General features: G+C 34.3%; 17 protein-coding genes and 2 tRNA genes. 12 read left to right on the top strand and 7 right to left on the bottom strand.

Going from position 1 to position 16672, the window contains the following annotated elements:
• Positions 1 to 7: 7 nt before the first annotated feature.
• From CDH50_RS01145 to CDH50_RS01125, 5 genes are all read left to right on the top strand, one after another.
• On the top strand, positions 8 to 700 hold the full coding sequence (locus CDH50_RS01145; RefSeq protein WP_317044643.1) for a cell division protein FtsQ/DivIB: 693 nt from the start codon (positions 8 to 10) through the stop codon (positions 698 to 700).
• 3 nt (positions 701 to 703) lie between these two features.
• Complete coding sequence (gene ftsA, locus CDH50_RS01140) at positions 704 to 2017, top strand: cell division protein FtsA (protein ID WP_100610051.1); 1314 nt, start codon at positions 704 to 706, stop codon at positions 2015 to 2017.
• Between the two features lie 52 nt (positions 2018 to 2069).
• Positions 2070 to 4019, top strand: a complete 1950-nt coding sequence (gene ftsZ, locus CDH50_RS01135) for a cell division protein FtsZ (protein WP_100610050.1) — start codon at positions 2070 to 2072, stop codon at positions 4017 to 4019.
• A gap of 176 nt (positions 4020 to 4195) precedes the next feature.
• On the top strand, positions 4196 to 4645 hold the full coding sequence (locus CDH50_RS01130) for a GatB/YqeY domain-containing protein (RefSeq protein ID WP_100610049.1): 450 nt from the start codon (positions 4196 to 4198) through the stop codon (positions 4643 to 4645).
• A 76-nt stretch (positions 4646 to 4721) separates the two neighbouring features.
• Positions 4722 to 4795 (top strand) — tRNA-Arg (locus tag CDH50_RS01125).
• A 181-nt stretch (positions 4796 to 4976) separates the two neighbouring features.
• On the opposite strand, the gene dgoD is transcribed toward CDH50_RS01125, so the two are convergent.
• Together dgoD and CDH50_RS01115 are read right to left on the bottom strand one after the other, a co-directional pair.
• On the bottom strand, positions 4977 to 6275 hold the full coding sequence (gene dgoD, locus CDH50_RS01120) for a galactonate dehydratase (protein WP_100610563.1): 1299 nt from the start codon (positions 6273 to 6275) through the stop codon (positions 4977 to 4979).
• 44 nt (positions 6276 to 6319) lie between these two features.
• A complete protein-coding gene (locus tag CDH50_RS01115; protein WP_100610562.1) occupies positions 6320 to 7873 on the bottom strand; it encodes a carboxylesterase/lipase family protein in 1554 nt (517 codons plus the stop codon).
• 339 nt (positions 7874 to 8212) lie between these two features.
• On the opposite strand from CDH50_RS01115, the gene CDH50_RS01110 reads away from it, so the two are divergent.
• Complete coding sequence (locus tag CDH50_RS01110) at positions 8213 to 9031, top strand: zinc-dependent peptidase (protein WP_100610048.1); 819 nt, start codon at positions 8213 to 8215, stop codon at positions 9029 to 9031.
• Positions 9032 to 9126: 95 nt separating this feature from the next.
• Positions 9127 to 9546 (top strand): CBS domain-containing protein, encoded by a 420-nt coding sequence (locus CDH50_RS01105; RefSeq protein WP_317044642.1) that lies wholly within the window; start codon positions 9127 to 9129, stop codon positions 9544 to 9546.
• On the opposite strand, the gene rpe is transcribed toward CDH50_RS01105, so the two are convergent.
• Together rpe and CDH50_RS01095 are read right to left on the bottom strand one after the other, a co-directional pair.
• The gene (rpe, locus tag CDH50_RS01100) at positions 9543 to 10205 is read right to left on the bottom strand and encodes a ribulose-phosphate 3-epimerase (RefSeq protein ID WP_100610047.1); all 663 of its coding nucleotides are present in this window, start codon (positions 10203 to 10205) and stop codon (positions 9543 to 9545) included. The genes CDH50_RS01105 and rpe overlap by 4 nt on opposite strands.
• Before the next feature lie 195 nt (positions 10206 to 10400).
• The gene (locus CDH50_RS01095; protein WP_100610046.1) at positions 10401 to 11264 is read right to left on the bottom strand and encodes a sigma-70 family RNA polymerase sigma factor; all 864 of its coding nucleotides are present in this window, start codon (positions 11262 to 11264) and stop codon (positions 10401 to 10403) included.
• Between the two features lie 327 nt (positions 11265 to 11591).
• Between CDH50_RS01095 and CDH50_RS01090 the strand changes: the two genes are divergently transcribed.
• Complete coding sequence (locus tag CDH50_RS01090; protein WP_100610045.1) at positions 11592 to 11978, top strand: ankyrin repeat domain-containing protein; 387 nt, start codon at positions 11592 to 11594, stop codon at positions 11976 to 11978.
• 41 nt (positions 11979 to 12019) lie between these two features.
• Here CDH50_RS01090 and CDH50_RS01085 read toward each other — a convergent pair whose 3' ends face one another.
• Complete coding sequence (locus CDH50_RS01085) at positions 12020 to 12805, bottom strand: M48 family metalloprotease (RefSeq protein ID WP_100610044.1); 786 nt, start codon at positions 12803 to 12805, stop codon at positions 12020 to 12022.
• Between the two features lie 45 nt (positions 12806 to 12850).
• Positions 12851 to 13303, bottom strand: a complete 453-nt coding sequence (locus CDH50_RS01080; RefSeq protein ID WP_100610043.1) for a GNAT family N-acetyltransferase — start codon at positions 13301 to 13303, stop codon at positions 12851 to 12853.
• Positions 13304 to 13414: 111 nt separating this feature from the next.
• Between CDH50_RS01080 and CDH50_RS01075 the strand changes: the two genes are divergently transcribed.
• Positions 13415 to 13487 (top strand) — tRNA-Gly (locus CDH50_RS01075).
• 144 nt (positions 13488 to 13631) lie between these two features.
• On the opposite strand, the gene pepE is transcribed toward CDH50_RS01075, so the two are convergent.
• The gene (gene pepE / locus CDH50_RS01070) at positions 13632 to 14339 is read right to left on the bottom strand and encodes a dipeptidase PepE (protein ID WP_100610042.1); all 708 of its coding nucleotides are present in this window, start codon (positions 14337 to 14339) and stop codon (positions 13632 to 13634) included.
• 123 nt (positions 14340 to 14462) lie between these two features.
• Here pepE and CDH50_RS01065 point away from each other — a divergent pair, with 123 nt between their 5' ends.
• The 3 genes from CDH50_RS01065 to CDH50_RS01055 are packed head-to-tail and all read left to right on the top strand — an operon-like array spanning position 14463 to position 16617.
• Complete coding sequence (locus tag CDH50_RS01065; RefSeq protein WP_100610041.1) at positions 14463 to 15260, top strand: carboxypeptidase-like regulatory domain-containing protein; 798 nt, start codon at positions 14463 to 14465, stop codon at positions 15258 to 15260.
• Positions 15247 to 16053, top strand: a complete 807-nt coding sequence (locus CDH50_RS01060; RefSeq protein ID WP_232731931.1) for a carboxypeptidase-like regulatory domain-containing protein — start codon at positions 15247 to 15249, stop codon at positions 16051 to 16053. The genes CDH50_RS01065 and CDH50_RS01060 overlap by 14 nt, the downstream gene beginning before the upstream one ends.
• Before the next feature lie 60 nt (positions 16054 to 16113).
• Entirely contained in the window at positions 16114 to 16617 is a 504-nt protein-coding gene (locus tag CDH50_RS01055; RefSeq protein ID WP_100610040.1) for a DUF6702 family protein, read from the top strand.
• The last annotated feature ends 55 nt before the right edge of the window (positions 16618 to 16672 follow it).

Raw genomic sequence — 16672 nt, 5'->3', positions numbered from 1 at the left:
CATAAAAATGATAGTGCTACTAGCTTTAGTGGTTTTCTTGTATGCTTTTGCGTCCAGTAGAAATGCCGTTAGAAAAGTATCACAACCCAACATACAATTTGTTGGGGACAACAATCTTTTTATCACCTACGAAACTGTTAGTAAATTGTTAATACAAAATTATGGCGATGTAAAAAATATGCCTAAAGAAACTTTAGATTTGAATGTATTAGAGCGCGCCCTGAATTCTAACCCAATGATTAAATCGGCTGAAGTGTATGTCACTGTAAATGGTACACTTACCGCTGAAATCGAACAAAAAAGACCAATCGCTAGAGTGTGTACCAATGCGTCGTATTATATTGATGACGAAGGTTTTTATATGCCATTGTCATCAAATTATTCGTCCAGAGTGCCACTTGTTACGGGATATGTTGAAAAAAATAATTTAAAGAATGTATTTGCTGTTGCAAGTAAAATTGAAAGTGATGAGTTTTTAAAAAAGAATGTTGTTGAAATCCATCAAGATGAGAATAAAGTTATTTATTTAAAATTGAGGCAATGTCATTTTTTAGTTCAATTGGGGAGTGTTGATTTTCTTGATAAAAAAGTAAATAACCTAAAAGCATTTTACCAAAAGAGTTTAAAAGAAAAAACACTTAATAATTACAGTAAAGTTAATTTACAATTTGATAATCAAGTAGTATGTACCAAAACGTAGACTATGGATCATAATATAGCAGTAGGATTAGACATAGGAACCACAAAAATTGTGGCAATGATTGGTCGTAAAAATGAATACGGCAAGCTTGAAATTTTAGGTATTGGCAAATCTAAAAGCTTGGGCGTGCACCGTGGTGTGGTAAATAATATTACACAAACTATTCAATCCATACAACAAGCTATTCAAGAGGCAGAAGCTTCTGCTGAAATGAAAATAGAAGGCGTCACGGTTGGTATTGCAGGTCAGCACATACGTAGTTTACAACATAGTGATTATATCACAAGGCCTAACTCCGATTTGGTTATTGATGAAGAGGATATAGACAGACTTATCAATCAGGTACATAAATTAGTGATGTTGCCTGGAGAAGAGATAATTCATGTATTGCCACAAGAATATAAAGTGGATGGGCAAGCTGAAATTAAAGAGCCGATTGGTATGTATGGTGGTCGTTTGGAAGCTAATTTTCATGTGGTCGTTGGGCAAGTTTCGTCTATTAGAAACATTGGTCGTTGTGTTCAAAGTTCCGGTTTGAATTTAGAGGGTATCACATTAGAACCATTAGCATCAGCAAACGCAGTTTTGAGTCAAGAAGAAAAAGAAGCAGGTGTTGCATTGATAGATATAGGTGGAGGAACTACCGACTTGGCCATTTTTAGAGATGGCATCATTCGGCATACAGCCGTCATTCCGTTTGGAGGTAACGTTATTACTGAAGATATTAAGGAAGGTTGCTCCATTATAGAAAAGCAAGCCGAACTATTAAAAATAAAATTTGGTTCTGCATGGCCAGGTGAAAATAAAGAAAATGAAATTGTTTCTATTCCAGGATTAAGAGGCAGAGAACCAAAAGAGATAACCCTCAAAAATCTCTCAAAAATCATCCATGCTCGTGTTGTAGAAATTATTGAGCAAGTGTACGTGGAAATTAAAAACTATGGACATGAAGAACAAAAGAAAAAGCTAATAGCCGGGATTGTTTTAACAGGTGGTGGCGCACAATTAAAACATCTTAAGCAATTGGTAGAATATATTACGGGGATGGACACCAGAATAGGTTATCCTAATGAACATTTGGCAGGAGATAGTGATGAGGAAATAACAAGTCCGTTGTATGCAACAGCTGTTGGGTTGGTTTTAGATGGCATCAAACGTAATGAACGAAAAAAAGTAGAACTGAAAGAAAAATTATCGCCCAAAACTGTAGAGGAAAAACAAGAAGAGAAGCCAGTTGAAAAACCAACAAAAGAACGACGTTCGTTTCTAGATAAGTTAACCGAAAGGGTTAAAGATTTTTTAGATAACGCAGAATAATAAATCCATAGAATTAAAATATTAAGTATCAAACCCCAGTAAAACAGAATTTATGAGCAGCAAAAAAGAATTCGAAAGTATCGCATTTGATTTACCAAAAAATCAATCAAATGTCATTAAAGTTATTGGTGTTGGCGGTGGTGGTAGCAATGCTATCAATCACATGTTCCAACAAGGCATTAAAGGAGTAGACTTTTACATTTGTAATACAGATGCACAAGCACTTCAAAACAGTGGTGTCCCAAATAAAATCCAATTAGGTCTCAATTTAACCGAAGGGTTAGGAGCGGGAGCAAATCCACAAATTGGAGAGCAGTCTGCTGTTGAGAGTTATGAAGACATTTCCAATATGTTAGATTCAAATACCAAAATGGTTTTCATCACGGCCGGCATGGGTGGTGGTACAGGCACAGGTGCAGCACCTATTATTGCTAAAATGGCTAAGGACTTAGATATTTTAACAGTAGGGATTGTAACCATGCCTTTTCAGTTTGAGGGTAAAATGCGTATTGAACAATCTCAAATAGGGATTGAAAAATTAAGAAGCGTTGTAGATTCTTTGATTGTGATTAATAATAATAAACTTCGTGAAGTATACGGGAATTTAGGTTTTAAGGCTGGTTTCTCGAAGGCAGATGAAGTGCTATCTACTGCTGCTCGTGGTATAGCCGAAGTTATTACGCACCATTACACGCAAAACATCGATTTACGTGATGCTAAAACGGTATTAAGCAATAGTGGTACAGCTATTATGGGGTCTGCATTAGCATCGGGTCAAAACCGTGCACAAGAAGCTATTAGAAAAGCATTGGATTCACCATTATTGAATGACAATAAAATTACCGGAGCCAAAAATGTATTGCTGCTTATTGTTTCTGGTACTCATGAAATAACCATTGATGAAATTGGAGAAATAAACGATCATATCCAAAATGAAGCTGGTCATGGTGCTAATATTATAATGGGAGTTGGTGAAGACGAAAAGTTGGAAGAATCTATTGGTGTTACTATCATAGCTACGGGATTTAACGTTGAGCAACAAGATGAAATTTCTAATAGTGAAACCAAAAAAGTAATTCACTCTTTAGTTGATGAAAGGGAATTAAGCCCAAAAGAAAAAGAGCCAGTAATTATTGCTCCGGTTATAGAACTTGAAACTAAAAAAGAAACTCCAGTAGTTCGCCATACTTTAGATATTGAAGTTGACGAAGAGTTGGTTCAACCAGATACTAAAAAACAAGAGATTAAACCAAAGCAAGAATATTTTTTAAGAGATATCAATTTAATTCCAACAACCGATATTATAAAAAATATTAAAGTTGTTTATGAAGAAATAAAGGCAAGCATTAAAGAAGAAGATGACTTTATTATAAAGCCTGTCACTAAAATGTCAAATAAGGCAAAAGAGGTTGAGGTTGAAGAAGAGCAACAAATTACGCTCACTTTTGATTTGCCACTTACCAGCGCAGTTGCAGAGGATGATATGATGTCGTATGAAGCTAGCGAGGAGGTTAAAAAAATGCCGGTAAATGATTATGTAGAACTTATTACTGTAACAGAATCTAATGAAGCAGGTGATATTCGTTATACGCTAGAAGATTATATTGAAGTAGAATCATCTATGAACAAAAAACAAGTGTCACTTAAAGATATTGCTGAAGAAGAAGATTATAATGTGGTTTTTGAAAAGAAAATTATAGCAAAAGAGGTTACTGAAGACATTTGTGATGAGATAGACCCTATGAATAGCCCTATTTCAGATATGCTTAAAGAGCGTGCCCAAGAGCGAAGACGTAAAATGAAAGACTTTAATTATAAATTCAATAGTTCGAAAATTGATGATTTTGAAAAAGTACCTGCTTACAAACGTCAGGGCGTTAATCTTGAAGATGCCAAACATTCATCAGAAACAGACATGTCTAGAACCAGTATTGGCGTAGATGATAATGATGATATTCAATTAAGAACAAACAATTCTTATTTACACGATAACGTAGATTAAAATATATGCTAGCCTAACTTAGTTATGAACCCGAAAAGAATCCCTCAGCTTTTCGGGTTTTTTATTACCTAGAAGGAGGGAATCTCAATAAGATAAATCAAAAGTTATTTGTCATTCCTGCGTAGGCAGGAATCTTTTTTTCTTATTATCTTCGCATTCTAAATACAATTTATATTATGAGTTTACAAGAAGGTATCATGTCGGCATTAAAAGACGCCATGAAAGCAAAAGATACAACAGCTTTAACGGCATTAAGAGCTGTAAAATCCGCTATTTTATTGGCTCAAACAGAAGAAGGCGCGCAAGCGGAGTTAACAGAAGATCAAGAGTTTAAAATACTTCAAAAACAAGTGAAGCAGCGTAAAGACAGTGCTGCCATTTATTTGGCGCAAGGACGTGAGGATTTGGCAGCACCAGAATTAGCAGAAGCCGAAGTTATCAGTCAATTTTTACCAGTAGCTTTAAGTGACGAAGATGTTGAAAAAGTAGTTGTAAACATTATAAACCAAGTCGGCGCTCAAGGCATGAAAGATATGGGCAAAGTCATGGGATTGGCCAATAAAGAATTAGCAGGTCAAGCCGATGGTAAAACCATTTCCAACATTGTAAAAGCTAAGTTGTCGTAAAAATATGAGTTGTAATATTAGTTGTAATATTAAGTGTTACAATAATAAATAGCGAATAAAAAATAATCAATATTTCGGCTGCGTAGTTCAATTGGATAGAATATCAGATTTCGGCTCTGAGGGTTGGGGGTTCGAATCCCTTCGCGGTCACAAAATAAAAACCATGTAATTAGAAAATTACATGGTTTTTGGTTTCTAGAAGTTTGCTAATTTGTGCTCTAGGTTTTAGTTTAAATGGTAGTTATCCGTTTCTTTTCTAAATTGGGGATACATACTATGATTCTATAAAAATACTATAATCAAACAAGGGCAAATATTGACTACAAAAGCTTTAATGGTCTTTTACAGACCCATCAGTATCCCACATTTCAGGAAATTCCCATTCTGGTACGTTTTTTTCATTTTCAATAATATTTTCGTCTAGAGCAATACCTAATCCAGGACCATCAAAATTACCAGCTATCATAATTTCACCATTTTTCATGATTAAAGGTTTGGTTATGTAACTTTTGCCTAAATAACTTCGTTCCACACCATCATTAGGGGCGGCTTGAAGACTGGGAAGTTCATGGCATACAAAATTAGGAATCGTGGCAGCAACATGCATAGATGCAACTGCACCTATCATGCCTTCTTTAGCATGCGGTAACATACCTGCATAATGTGCTTCAGCTAAATTTGCAATAGCTTTCATCTCTGTAATGCCACCACAATGCGTTATGTCAGGTTGCAATAAAGATGCAGCCTTAAGTTCCAATAGATCACGGAATTGCCATTTAGTAACCATACGTTCTCCAGTTGCAAATGGAATATGTGTTTTTTTAGCCATTTCTGCCATTAATGGTAAATTTTGAAACTGTATTGGTTCTTCATAAAACCACGGTTGAAATTTTTCTAACGCCTTTATTAATAGCATGGAGGTTTGGGGTTCATGATCGCCATGAAGTTCAATACCCATATCTACTTTTGGACCTATAACATCACGTATTGCTTGGATATTTTCAACCACTCCTTGAACAAAATCAGGGTTTTCCACATACCTAGATAAACGTCCACGACTTGAAGTTACGCCAACCTTCATGGATGTATAACCTTCGGCCATAATTTTTTTAGCTTCTTCGGGTGTTTGAGCTTGGCCGTACACACGTATGCGATCCCGGGTAAGTCCGCCCAACAATTCATAAACGGGAACACCTAAGGCTTTGCCTTTTATATCCCACATGGCTATATCAACAGCTGAAAGAGCCGAAGTTAGAACAATACCACCTCGATAGAAAGCGTGTCGATAAATGGCCTGCCAATGATGAGCCACCAACCTTGGATCTTTGCCTATAAGATAATTTTCTAACTCTTTTATTGCAGCCATAGTGGTATTTATCCGGCCTTCTACAGTGCCTTCTCCTAAACCTACAATTCCTGCATTTGTATGCAGTTTTATAAAAATAGTACGAAGCGTATTTACAGGGATAATCTCTAGTTTTGTAATTTTCAAATCATCCTTTGGATTTATAAGAGCAGTTGTATAATTGATTTTTTCACTGCTTTTGGCGGTAGCCTGCTCATGTACCAAAAGGCCAGCAACACCCATTGAGATGCCTTTAAGCCAATGACGGCGTGTTAAATTTTTCATATCCATGTGATTAGTTTAGTGGTTCATTTTTTTGATGCTTAAATTTATTTAGCCCAAGCTTCGCCTTCTGGTGTTCGTCGCCATTCAAAATAATCATCCAATACTTCGAGTGATCCTGCACTTGGTACGGGGCCAAGATATGGTGTTGGACCCAAATACATCACTTCGGGATTGGCATCACTAAAGGCGGGCCATTCAGGAACATTCTCGCCATTTGGACTCCCATATTTAGCAAAGTTTGTCCAATAGGTGCCAATAGCTTCGGAAAGTTCAAGATCGGTTTTGGTGATTTCAGGATTGTAAGCATCTAAATTCATAAATACATAGGCAACATCTTGTCCGTGTGGCGATCCATAACCAAAACGAGGAGAATCTTTAGGATAATCTGGATGTTGATCAAAATAATAAAAATAGGCTTTATGTTGCCCTTTTTTAGCTTGTAATCTTGCCCAACTCCATGTATGCCATCCAAAAGCAGCATCACGAGATAAGTCGCGGGCAGTTTTAGGAACGGTACTGTCGGTAACAGGGTAGGCCTTTAGCAAGTCTTCTGCAAAATCACCATACCGTTCTTTCACACTGGCAATGTATTCTTGTGGATCTTTTGTACGGGTAAAACTGGCTCCTTCATCCGAGTTGTAGCCAACCAAAATAGGCGTATCATTAAACTTCCCAGATTCATATAAGGTATATTGGTCATCTGGTATAACATACCCATCAATGATGGGCCATCCTCTGCCACCCGGAAGACTATCTGCTACAATGCCTCTTAGCTCAGCTATAGAGGAAACGCCAGCGGTTTCAGCATAAACCACGCCATCTTTTTCGGCATCTTGTAATGTTTTTTGATTTTCCCCGGGATAGGTGGTTGGTCGGGAAGGCCCAAACGACCCGCCACTTTGTGAAATAGCCCCATGAAATAAGCCTTTCGCCAATGGCGAAGCGCTTAACATGCTTACGGCTATACCTCCGGCGGATTCCCCAAAAATGGTTACTTTGTTGGGGTCTCCTCCAAATGCAGCGATGTTTTTTTGTATCCATTCCAAGCCAGCAATCATATCAAGCAGGCCATAATTTCCAGATACCTTGTTGGGGTTTTCTGCACTCAATTCGGGGTGAGCCATAAAGCCAAGTATGCCGACACGATAGGCAATACTAACAAGAACAACACCCTTCTTTGCTAGTTTTTCACCATTATAAACAGTTTCTGAGGTGGCACCTGCACCAAAGCCTCCGCCATAAATCCAAACCAGTACAGGAATTTTTTCATCGGCTTTTTGGGCTGGCGTCCAAATATTTAAGTATAAACAATCTTCGCTTTTTCCTGAAGGTGGATTTCCGCCTTGCATGGGTCCTGGAGCGAACTCCGTGGTTTGTTTTATGCCTTCCCATTTTTCAACGGGTTGAGGCGCTTTCCAACGTAAATCTCCAATGGGTGGTGCGGCAAAAGGGATGCCTTTAAAAATGGTTAAACTGTCTTTGACAGTTCCTTGCACCCATCCATCTTCTGTTTTTACTTGTCCTGGTTCTGCTTTGGAACAAGATATAATAGCAAATGTCATACATATAGCCACTAAATAGATTGTGATTTTTTTCATAATTAGAATGTGTTTAGTTTGTTGGTTTTTGGCCAAGAATAACTTTTTATTTTTATGGTCAATAATAAAAAACTTATGCCTTGATATAGTGAAATCTTGGTAGTTTTAAATTGTGGTGTAATGTTATTCAATGTTTTTTATAAAAAAATTGCATTTAAAGATACATTTTTTAAACAAAATCTTTATTGTTTTATAGGCAAACCAGTTATTTAAAAGAGGTGTATTTACAGAATTTTTTTAAACTTTAAAATTAAGGCAAGGTTTTACACTAATGTTTTGTAATTTTAATTTAAGTAAACCGATATTTAGGTGGTTCAAAATGTTTTAACATAGATTTTTATGGGGAGTAATACAGTTATAGGAATTTTTGTCGCGGTTTCGGTTTATTTAATTTTTCATTTTGCTGCAAAAATGATTGAGGTAGCTTATGTTCTAAAATACAGAAAGCCTTTTTATATTCATTTTTATCCTTTTTTAAAGAAACTCAATGAACAGCAAAAGCATATTTTAATAAATAATTTTTCTTTTTATAAGAAACTATCGAATAAACAAAAATCTTATTTTGAACATCGCGTGGCTTCCTTTATTAAGGATAAAGACTTTATTGGTAGGGATGGTCTTGTAATTACCGATGATATAAAGGTTTTGATATCAGCTACAGCCGTTATGCTCACTTTTGGTTTTAGGGATTTTTATATTGCCCTTATTTCAAAAATAGTGGTCTACCCAAATAAATTTTATTCTAATACCAACAAGGCCTATCATAAAGGGGAGTTTAACCCAAAATTTCAAACTTTAGTGTTGTCGTGGGAGGATTTTAAACAAGGATTTGATGTGAAAAATGATAATTTAAATTTAGGTATTCATGAATTTACACATGCCATACATTTGAACAGTATAAAAGAACGTGATATTAGCTCTACTATTTTTAGTGATTCATTTAATGAACTTTCACAGTTGTTAGCTGTAGAAGAGGATTTAAGAAATAGATTGATGGCATCAAAATACTTTCGGAAATATGCCTTTACCAATCAGTTTGAGTTTTTAGCCGTCGCCATCGAAAACTTTATTGAAACACCTCAGGATTTTAAGTCCGAATTTCCAGAAATCTATGGAAAGGTTAGGCAAATGCTCAACTTTAATATTTCTGGGTATTAATCTCTTTTTTAATAGTTTTTATTTTTATTACATGACTTAAGTCATGGTTTATTCCCTTTGTTGGTATTATTTTAGTGCATAATTAAAATTTATTAATGATGATAGGAAATACTCCAGTTTCAGAAATAATGTCAACAAACATTGTTGCTTTAACGAGGTCTGATGACTTAACTAGAGCTGAAATGCTTTTTAAGAAGCATAAAATAAGACATATTCCAGTAGTAAAAGGAGAATCTATCATAGGTATGTTAAGCTATGCGGATTTACTTAAAATTAGCTATGCCGATACAACCAACGATGAACATGATATAGAGGTTGTTGTTTATAATTCATTTACTATTGAACAAGTTATGACCAAAGATGTCTTGTGCATTGACAGTAATACAACTATTAAAGAAGCTACCGAAATTTTAGCAAAAAGGGAATTTCATGCGTTGCCCGTTGTAGATGAATCTATTTTAGTAGGAATTGTAACAAGCACCGATTTACTAAATTACTTTTTAAAGCAATTTTAGGAATTTGTTATCTCTTTTAATTTTTTAATAGTTTGAAGAGGTTTTTCGCTTTTAAAAACAAAACTACCGGCAACTAAAATATCTGCTCCGGCATCAACAAGCACTTTGGCATTTGAGGAGCTTACCCCACCATCTATTTCGATAAGTGTCGAGGCATCTTTGCGTATAATTAATTCTTTAAGTGCTTTTATTTTGTTATAGGTGTTTTCAATAAAACTTTGTCCGCCAAAACCAGGATTAACACTCATAATAAGCACTAAATCTATATCATTAATAATATCTTCTAAAAGATTTATGTTTGTGTGCGGATTTAATGCCACACCAGCTTTCATGCCTTCAGCTTTTATAGCTTGTAAGGTTCTATGCAAGTGTGTGCACGCTTCATAATGTACCGTTAAATTATTCGCTCCTAATTTTTTGAACGTGCTTATGTATTTATCAGGCTCGACTATCATTAAATGAACATCAACTGTTTTTTTTGTATGCTTTGTAATAGATTCAAGTACAGGCATTCCATAAGAAATATTTGGTACAAATACACCGTCCATCACATCAATATGAAACCAATCGGCCTCACTTTGGTTTACCATTTCTATATCGCGTTGTAGGTTTGCAAAATCTGCTGCCAGTAATGAAGGTGCTATTAGTTTAGAGCCCATTATTTGGAATTATTGGTTTGTTTCTGCAAATATAGAAAAGTCTTTTAGAAGTGCCTTTCCTTTGGAGAGGGATTTAAGAATGGGCTAAAAAGCGAACCCACGGTAATCAGCCGTGGGTTCTTTCATCAATCAAAAAACGAACAGTTATGTTGTAACTGTTTGTAACTTTAATTTAGTCGTAATTCTATGTAATTACTAACCTAAATATGTTTTTAATATTTTACTTCTAGAGGTATGTTTTAATCTGCGAATTGCTTTTTCTTTAATTTGACGTACGCGTTCACGAGTTAAATCAAACGTTTCACCAATTTCTTCTAAAGTCATTGGATGTTGGTTTCCTAAACCAAAATATAAACGAATAACGTCGGCTTCACGAGGCGTTAAAGTTTCTAAAGCACGCTCAATTTCTGTACGTAACGATTCATGCAATAATTCTCTATCTGGGTTTGGTGATTCACCACTGTTCAATACATCATATAAGTTGGAATCTTCACCTTCTACCAATGGGGCATCCATACTTACGTGGCGACCAGAGTTTTTCATAGACTCCTTAACATCGTTAATGGTCATATCCAACTCTTTGGCAATTTCTTCAGCACTTGGTGGACGCTCATGGCTTTGCTCTAAAAAGGCAAACGTTTTATTGATTTTATTTATAGAACCAATTTTGTTTAATGGTAAACGTACAATACGAGATTGCTCAGCTAACGCTTGAAGAATCGATTGACGAATCCACCAAACAGCATACGATATAAATTTAAAACCACGAGTTTCATCAAAACGTTGTGCTGCTTTAATTAAACCTAAATTACCTTCATTAATTAAATCGGGTAATGTTAAACCTTGGTTTTGATATTGCTTAGCTACCGATACGACAAAACGTAAATTAGCCTTAGTCAACTTTTCTAAAGCCGCTTGATCGCCAGCTTTAATGCGTTGTGCTAATTCTACTTCTTCGTCTGCGGTAATTAAGTCAACTTTTCCAATTTCTTGAAGATATTTATCTAACGAAGCGGTTTCTCTATTGGTAACCTGTTTCGTAATTTTAAGTTGTCTCATCTAAAGTTCTCCTGTGTTTTTAATATGAATATTATTATTCAGTAGTTATACGTACAAACAACAAATAATGTTACAGGAAATTAAATTTTAATTAACTTTTTTGTTGGTCAAGACATATTCTTTTAAAGATTAATTGTGACAATAAAATCAATTACAAGTAATTGTTCTTTTGATAAAAGAATTTAAATTTTATTAACACATTAATAATATGTAAGTTAAATGTTAAAAATGTGTTATAATATTTTTTTGGTGTAACAGGTTTCAAATTTTATCGTCTCTTAACTATATCAATAAACAATCACTAAAATCAATTTAAAATCATTCATCATGAAAAAAACAATCATTATTTCTGCACTGGCATTATGTTTTTCAGTAGTAACATTACATGCCGAAACATCAATTAAAAATCCGAACACCTATCAATCTTCTTCAAAAGTAAAAGTCAGTCCTTTTTGCGTATCTATTGCTAAAGGCGATTTTGAAACAGTAAAAAAATTGGTAGAACTTGGTACCGATGTTAATCAAAAATCTGAAGGTATGACACCAGTTATGTATGCTGCTAAATACAACAGAACCGATATTTTAAAACTATTAATCGCTAATGGGGCAGATTTAAAAGCAAAATCGGACAAAGGTATGACGGCTCTAAAATATGCTGAATTGCACAAAGCCAATGATGCTAAAGCTATTTTAGAAGAAGCCATGAAAAAATAAATAATTTATATATAATATAAATTATTTGAGTTAGTCAATCATTACAAACCCTGAATTTCAGGGTTTTTTTTGTATTTATCAATAGCTTCTTTTATTTTTTCTATTCTGTTTTCAGGATCGGGGTGCGTGCTTTTAAATTCTGGTAATCTGTTGGGGCCCGCGGCCGCTTTGAGTATCTCCATAACATCAATCATTTCTTCCGGGTTATAACCAGATTTTAGCATAAACAAAACACCTAAATCGTCACTCTCCAATTCATCATCCCTACCGTTGGTGAGAAGCGTGTTTTGTCCAATACCACCAATCACGTTTCCTATATCGGCTCCAACATTTCCAGCGGTAACCAAACCTTGCCAATATTCACTTTCAGCAATACGTTCGGCACTATGTCGCCCTATAACATGCCCAATTTCATGACCTAAAACACCAGCCAGTTGATCTTCATTTTCTAATTTAGAAAATAGGGCATAGGTTATGAAAATTTGTCCGCCAGGAAGCGCAAATGCATTAATAGTATTCGGGTCTGATAATAAATGAAATTCGTATTTATACGGCGTGTCTCTTGCAACACTATTGTTAACTAATTTGTTGCCTACATTATCTACAAAAGCTTGGTATTCGTTGTTAGGATACAAACCACCATACTCTTGAGCTATTTGCGGGGCGCTTTGTAAACCAATCGCAATTTCTTTATCTGCGTTCATAGATATGGTTTGTGTTCTACCTGTGTAGGGGTTCACTTCTCGTTGGCTACATCTTTTAAAAACAAAAAATAAAGCGATCGCAACACCAATCAATAACCTGAATTTAAAATTTCTACTTCTCATTAAAGAATTTTTATATTAATAAAAATACGCTTTTTTATGATTGATTTACAAAGTTTTACCCATAACATAATGAATCCCTATTTCTGGGATAATAAACGAGTCTCCTTTTACGGTATAGTGGTTTTTTTGATAAAAATTGACAGCAATTTTTCTAGCATTGCACCAAATCAATTTTACATCTTGTTTTATGAGAATAGATTCCCCAAATTTCAAAATTTCATGGCCATAACCTTTTCCTTGAAATTCTTTCAATACAGCCATACCTCGTAACTGAAATTGGTTTTTTTCTAAAAACAATTTGTGGGGATTCTTCATAAATGTGGCGACTGCAATAAGATTGTCATCAACAAATAAGCCCGTATGAAAGGTGGTTTCAAAATCGTCTCCATCAAAAATACAGGCTTCAATAGGCTTTCCTTCACGTAATACAGGCTGTCTTATGGACCAAGCTTCTTTTGAAGTTATTAACTCAGTTCTATAATTTGGATTTCCTATCATTCGTAATGGATAAATATTTTTTCAAACTTAAACAAAATAACAATTCGGATTTAAAAGTTACATTTTTTGTTGCAAATGAAAGTGTAGTTTATATATATTTGCGGTGGAATTGCGGGAGTAGCTCAGTTGGTAGAGCGTCAGCCTTCCAAGCTGAATGTCGCCGGTTCGAACCCGGTCTCCCGCTCGAAAGCTTCACTTAAACGGTGAGGCTTTTTTTATGCTAAATTTTTGTAGTCAATTAAATTTTAGGGTGAGAAGTTTATCCTGAACGCAGTCGAAGGGAACTCGGTCTCCCGCTCGAAAGCTTCACTTAAATAGTGGGGCTTTTTTATTTTAAGGTATTCAATTCTGTTCCAGACGCTGCTTCGTACGCCGCTTTATTTTGTTCAAATATTCTAGCGGTTAAATCTCCTTTTAAAATGATGGAATTGTTTTTTACTTGAAGCCAGCTGCCTTCCCTTAAGCCAATAACTGGTTGCGTGTTAAAATGGTGGAATTCATGTATTCTTGTTTCCCTAGTTTCGCCCATGTGCTTGCTATTGTAATCGGGGTCTAAATAATGTGGATTGATATTAAATGGCACTAAACCAATGGCGTTAAAACTTGGTGGATATACAATAGGCATGTCGTTAGTGCTTTTTATAGTCAACCCACAAATATTACTTCCAGCACTGGTTCCTAAATAGGGTGTTCCGCTAGCAACGTTTTCTTTTAAGATAGGTATTAAATTATTTTTATACAATTGATAAAGTAAAACAAAGGTATTTCCGCCACCAACAAAAATAGCTTCCGCATTTTTAATAGCTGTTACTGGATTTTTAAATGTGTGGATACCTTTTACTTGTTTGTTAATTTTAAAAAAAGCTTCCGAGACTTTTTCGGTATAATCATCATGGGAAATGCCACTTGGTCTTGCGTAAGGAATGAATATAATTTCAGAAGCATCTTTAAAAAGTGTTGTTAAATCATCTAAAAGATATTCTAAATAATCGCTTCCGTGTAGTGTGGAGGTGCTAGCAATAATCATATTCTTCATGCCATATCAAGTTTTGTGTAAAGCTAACTAAATGTTCACTTTAACAAAAATTTATAGAGAGTTTACATTTTATTTAAGATTTGAAAAGCGTTCTTTATCTTTAGGTATCAATAAATTAGAGGCTTGAAGCAAAAAATACTTTTTATAGCATTTTTGATTACATACAATTCCTTGATTGGTCAAACCATTAAAAGGGTAGAAGTTCATGGGTTTATGTATGCAAATGCTAATGATGTAGAAGCAGTTGCCATTTATAATAGATCTTCCAATAAAGGCACGATAACAAACGAAAAAGGAGAATTTTTTTTAGAAGTTACTGAAAACGATGTCATTGAAATTTCTGCATTACAATTTGAAACCCAAAAAGTCACTATAACAAAAGAAGTGATTGAATCAAAATCACTTAAAATTTATTTAGTGGAACACGTCAATCAATTAAACGCGGTTATATTAAGACATGGTTTGTCAGGAAACTTAGTGGTTGATATAGAAAATGCCGTAATCCCTCCCAAGATAGAAATGGATTTAGGAAATATGAATGCTTTGGAAATGTATGACGAAAAGGGACATAATGATTTTAAGGTTTCAAGAGAATTAAATGCAGTAATGAATAATCATGAACTTTATAATGGAGTTGATTTTGTGAAAATAGCAAACATGCTTTTTAAACCTAAAAAGCGTAGCTATATAGACGATACCCCCAAATTTGCAAAACCCAAATTGTTGTTAGACTTATATTCCCGAAAATTCATTAGTGATACATTTAGTATTCCCATGGAACATGTAGACGAATTTATTTCTTTTGTTGAAAATAATGGCTTATCCCAAGAATTGTTGAATGATGAACAAGAATTTAAAAGAATTGATTTTTTAGTGAGGCAAAGCGAATTGTTCTTAAAGCAACAGCATGTTAAAAAATAGACATGCTGTACTGCTTTTAATTTTGCTATCATTTCAAATGGGAATGTCACAATCTGTTGAAATTAAAGGAACTGTAGAAAGCACTATTGGAATTGAGAATATTAATATTATAAACAAAACTACCTATAATTATGCCATAACAAATGCTAATGGTGAATTTACAATTATGGCAAAATTTCATGATACTTTACAATTTTCTTCCATGTTACATAAAACAAAATATGTGGTTGTAGATAAAAATATACTATCTCAAAAAGCAATCAAGGTTACTTTAGATGAACATGTTAATGAGCTTAGAGAAGTGACCGTAGGCAATAGGCTTAGTGGAGATTTACTTAAAGATATTAAAAATATTAAAGGCGAACCGCCCATTAATTTTTATGATGTTGGTATACAGGGTTATACAGGTAAAATAGCAACGCAAAGTGAAAGACGATTGAGCGAAGCCTCAGATTTAGAACTAAAAGGAGGAGGTTCTTTAGGAGGCATAGGTGGGTCAATATCTGCGACAGCTCTTATAAATGCTATTTCAGGAAGAACCAAAATGCTAAAAGAAAGAGTAAAATTTGAAGAAAGGGAAGTATTAATACAAAGTATAAAAGGGCGATTGGGTAATGATTTTTTTGCTTCAAATCCTTTAGAAGAACATTTAAGAATGGAATTTTTCTATTTCTGTGCAGATGATGAAAGTTTTATTGAAAAGTGTAAAAATCAAATTGATTTTCAGATTTTAGAATTTTTAAGAATGAAATATGAACAGTATCTAGAGAATAGAAGTGATACTGAAGATTAATAGTTTTGTATTGTTTTTAGAAACGTTTTAAAAAAGTAAATTTGCAAATAATTTATATAAATGAAGCTTATAAAAGTCACGATTTTATTGGTTGTGTTATCCGTTTCGGCATTTACTGCGATTCATAAATTTTATTTAAGTGTTACTCAGGTAGATTATATTAAAGAGAAGAAGTCCGTTCAAATAATATCAAGAATTTTTATGGACGATTTTGAAAATCTGTTAAGACAACGCTATGATAAAACTATCAACTTGGATGATACTAAAAACGCAGCAGTTGTTGATGCTCATATTAAAAAGTATTTAGCTGAAAGAATCAAGATTAAAATCAACGGAAAGGATGTGACTTTCAATTTTATTGGCAAAGAAACTGATTTAGATGTTATGAAGGTTTATCTGGAAATAGAAGGAGTAAAAGACATCCATTCTTTTCAAATTACCAATAAGGTTTTATTCGATTTATTTGAAGACCAACAGAATATGGTTAAGCTAAAAATGAATTCTATATTTAAGAATTATCTACTAACATCCCAAAATGATAATGCCATGTTAAATTTTGATTAATGGTAGGAAGGTTTTTTAAAAATTATTACTTTGCCTAACTTTTAACTAAAAATAA

Origin of the sequence: Confluentibacter lentus (genome assembly GCF_002806995.1) — a bacterium.
In the GTDB taxonomy this organism is placed as follows: domain Bacteria; phylum Bacteroidota; class Bacteroidia; order Flavobacteriales; family Flavobacteriaceae; genus Confluentibacter; species Confluentibacter lentus.
The sequence above is the reverse complement of the archived record's forward strand: the minus strand, read 5'-3'. Positions and strand labels throughout refer to the sequence as shown.